This is a genomic window from Paenibacillus sp. CECT 9249, from assembly GCF_918697855.1.
Lineage (GTDB): Bacteria > Bacillota > Bacilli > Paenibacillales > Paenibacillaceae > MSJ-34.
Genome location: NZ_CAKKLI010000095.1, coordinates 1 through 3,266 on the forward strand (window position 1 = coordinate 1; position 3,266 = coordinate 3,266).

General features: G+C 48.4%; 3 protein-coding genes. 2 read left to right on the top strand and 1 reads right to left on the bottom strand.

Going from position 1 to position 3,266, the window contains the following annotated elements; all coding sequences use genetic code 11:
- The first annotated feature begins 134 nt into the window (after positions 1–134).
- Both LQ229_RS26810 and LQ229_RS26815 read left to right on the top strand, forming a co-directional pair.
- On the top strand, positions 135–737 hold the full coding sequence (locus LQ229_RS26810) for a hypothetical protein (RefSeq protein ID WP_230193405.1): 603 nt from the start codon (positions 135–137) through the stop codon (positions 735–737).
- A 12-nt stretch (positions 738–749) separates the two neighbouring features.
- Positions 750–1,298 carry a hypothetical protein gene (locus LQ229_RS26815; RefSeq protein WP_230193406.1) on the top strand — a complete coding sequence of 183 codons (549 nt, stop codon included), beginning with the start codon at positions 750–752 and terminating at the stop codon, positions 1,296–1,298.
- A gap of 179 nt (positions 1,299–1,477) precedes the next feature.
- On the opposite strand, the gene LQ229_RS26820 is transcribed toward LQ229_RS26815, so the two are convergent.
- A complete protein-coding gene (locus tag LQ229_RS26820) occupies positions 1,478–3,025 on the bottom strand; it encodes a DHA2 family efflux MFS transporter permease subunit (RefSeq protein ID WP_230193407.1) in 1,548 nt (515 codons plus the stop codon).
- Positions 3,026–3,266: the final 241 nt, after the last annotated feature.

A 3,266-nucleotide genomic window follows, 5' to 3' on the forward strand; every position in this document is an offset into this window, starting at 1 on the left:
ATTCCGGAAAGTCCAGTCCCAAATTTATTTTTCAAAGATCAACTGGAAATTTTGAAGGCGGCCGCCAGTCCCCTAGGGGACTGGAAGTAAACTCAAAACTGCCTTCAAGAAATACTATATGAGGAGGGTGCGTTATGAAGAAATTATTAACTGTTTTTATAACGATTTGTTTGTTCGCGATCCTGGCGCTTCCTGTTTCGGCATATTCGGGAAATAAAGATGACGAACTTACTTTTTCTTTTCAGTTTGTATTCAATGCTAATGGGTTAAGCAACAACTTCGCTACAGGCCCAAGGGGCATCATCGGCGAAAAGATTTACGTACCTGTAAATGGAGCGGTTTCGAAAGAAATTGGTACGACTTTAGTGTTAGAATTGTCATCGAATCAAGCATTGGCAGCTACAACGACTAAAAATGTCAGCGTGAAAGGCCATTTTTATTTGATTGAAGATCCCGATACCATCGTTACGCGGTACGGTCTGGCGGGAAGCTTTGAAAGCGATGGGAGTTCCGTGAAAATTTCAGGGGAATATGCCTATCACAATTCGGCGCTTGACAACTGGTCGGGAAACAGCGCAACGAGCCAAGAAACGGGATCGGGATATAAAACGTTAATCGGCACGTATGAAGTTTTTAAAAAAAATAAGAAAGACAATAGTGCGGAAATTAAGGTGAAGGGAACCAAAAACGGAGTGATTACGGTTAGTGGAGATTACACTGAAAAAAATATAAGTTAGGAGGGGAAAACGATGAGAGGAAAATGGAAGTATAGTCTTTTATTGATACTCGCTTTGATCTTTTCATTTTCAACCGCTTCGTTCGCTTCGGATTCGGTAAGCGTTGTTTCCGAAGAAATGATTCAATCGGCGGATACCAAGGTTACCTTAGGAAACGGTATTGGATACATTGGCTTCCTTTCGGAAGAACCCGTGTTTACCGTTAGCGGCTATAGTACGACGCATGATCAATATGAAGGATATTTTTATATTGAATCGTCGGGCGAAGTGCTGGGTAGGCATAAGGTTACCGTTTATTTTGATTATGATGGAACATTGGTAAAAGTAAAAAAGAACAATAACGAATATGTGGGTACTTCAACATGGGAAGTCAAATCAGGATATCGCGTCGACACGACCGATAAAGATTCGGGATCCGTTTCCCCTACCTACGCGTATGGAACAGCGACGTTTAAACTATATAAAACGGGATTTTTCGGCAGCGATTTTCAAAACAGCGTCACGATTCACATTTATTGCAATCAAAAAGGGAAGACGACAGTCGAAAGAAACTATAATTGAAATTGCTTGTATGTTTTCGATTTCCATTCTGAACGAAGTGCATATATTTTACCCTGATAAAATATATGCACCACTCTCAGACGACAAAACATAAAGAAACAACTACGTGCAGCAGCGGCTCTCAAACGCAAAAAACGCTCCTGCGGCCGACTTATCGAACCGCGGAGCGTTTTTCTTACCTATTCATCGTTCCCCGAGCGATCGGAACCTAATTTCCCTTTCCCGAGAAACAAACTGAAGAGAAAAGCGGCGCCAAGCACAACCGATGTAACCATATAGATATGGTGGATGCCATACTGATACATTTCTTGCGCCTGCTGGAGAAGGGGGCCGGACAAACCTTCCGGAACGCCTCCCTCGATCATTTGCTCCAAGCGCCGGCTTTCGTCGGGCGGCAAGTTGCGCCCTATTTCCGCAACCCGGTTCGCCACCGACGAAGACAAAACGCCGCCAAGCAAGCTGACGCCAACGGCAGCGCCTAATTGCGAGACTAACGAGACGGCAGTCGTTACCGCGCCGACGTCCTTCTTATCCGCCATTTCTTGCACGACGGTTTCTTTGCCCATCATGACCATGCCGATGCCGAGTCCCGCGATCAGTACATAGACGAACGGAACTATGAAGTGAATGTTCAAGTCCATGCTCGCCAGCAAGCAGGAGCCTGCTACGGCCACAACGAGGGATGCCGCGAACAAAGTCCGATACCGTACTTTGGTGACCAGATAGGCGAATGCCATTCCCGATACGATGACTCCGACTGCCATGGGAACCGCCAAATACCCCGCGGCCGTCGGCGAGAAGCCGAGCGAGTTCTGGGCGTAGAAAGGCATATAGGTCAAAACGCCGAACGTCCCGAAGCTCACGCCAAACGCGAGCGCGCTGACAATCGCGACCGTGCGGTTGCGAAACAGGTATAGAGGCAATACGGGATTCGCCGCTTTGTACTCGACCCGAATAAATAAGCATAACGCCAAGACGCCCCAGATTAACATGCCGACGATGAGCGGCGAGCGCCACGTATAACCGAAGCCCGGTCCCGTCAGGACGGTTGCCAGCAACAGCGGAACAAGGCCCGCCACGATCAGCAGCGCTCCTGCCCAGTCGATGGTTCCCCGGGCATTCCTATCGCCTTTCGATTCCTTTAGCCCCGCGGCAATAAGAACGGCGGCAGTCAGCCCGAAAGGAATGTTCATATAAAAGATCCAACGCCAATCGATATGCTCGGTCAGCAAGCCGCCTATGGCCGGCCCGGCCGCCGTAACGACGACGAACAAGCTGCCGAAAAATCCCTGGATTTTGGCGCGCAGCTCGATCGGGAACAAGTCGGCTACAATGACGCTGGCCAGCGGAATTAAACCGCCGCCGCCGATGCCTTGTATTCCGCGAAATACAATCAGCTCCGTCATCGAATGCGCAAAGCCGCTGAATAAAGAGCCGGCAACAAACAAGCCCATCGAACATAAATAAATTCGTTTTCTGCCATAGACGTCCGCCAATTTGCCCATGATCGGCAAACTTAACGTAAGCGCCAGCAGATAGATCGCCGACACCCATCCATACAACGACAGTCCGCCCAATTCGCGAACGATCGTCGGCAAAGCCGTATTGATCACCGTTTCATCCATTTCCGTAAACAGCAATCCAAAAAATAGTCCGATCACGACCAGCCATCGTCTTTTGCCCCCGTGTTCGGGTTTCCTTGCTTCTACCGTTTCATTGGTAATCAAATTTGTATTCCCCTTCCGGATCGTAAGGGGATTTCACGCAGTTTACAGGGCGACTGATGCGCTACCCCCTTGAATGTCTGCCCGGATTGCCAATGTTTTTTGCCGCATAGTAACTCCTCCTCGTATAGTATCTTTTGAAAGCTCTTATAGGTTAGTTTCCATCCCCTGAGGGGGATGGAAAACGGCCTCGAAATTTCCAGGCTCGTTCTTTGAAAATTTCATCTGGGACTGGACTTTCCGG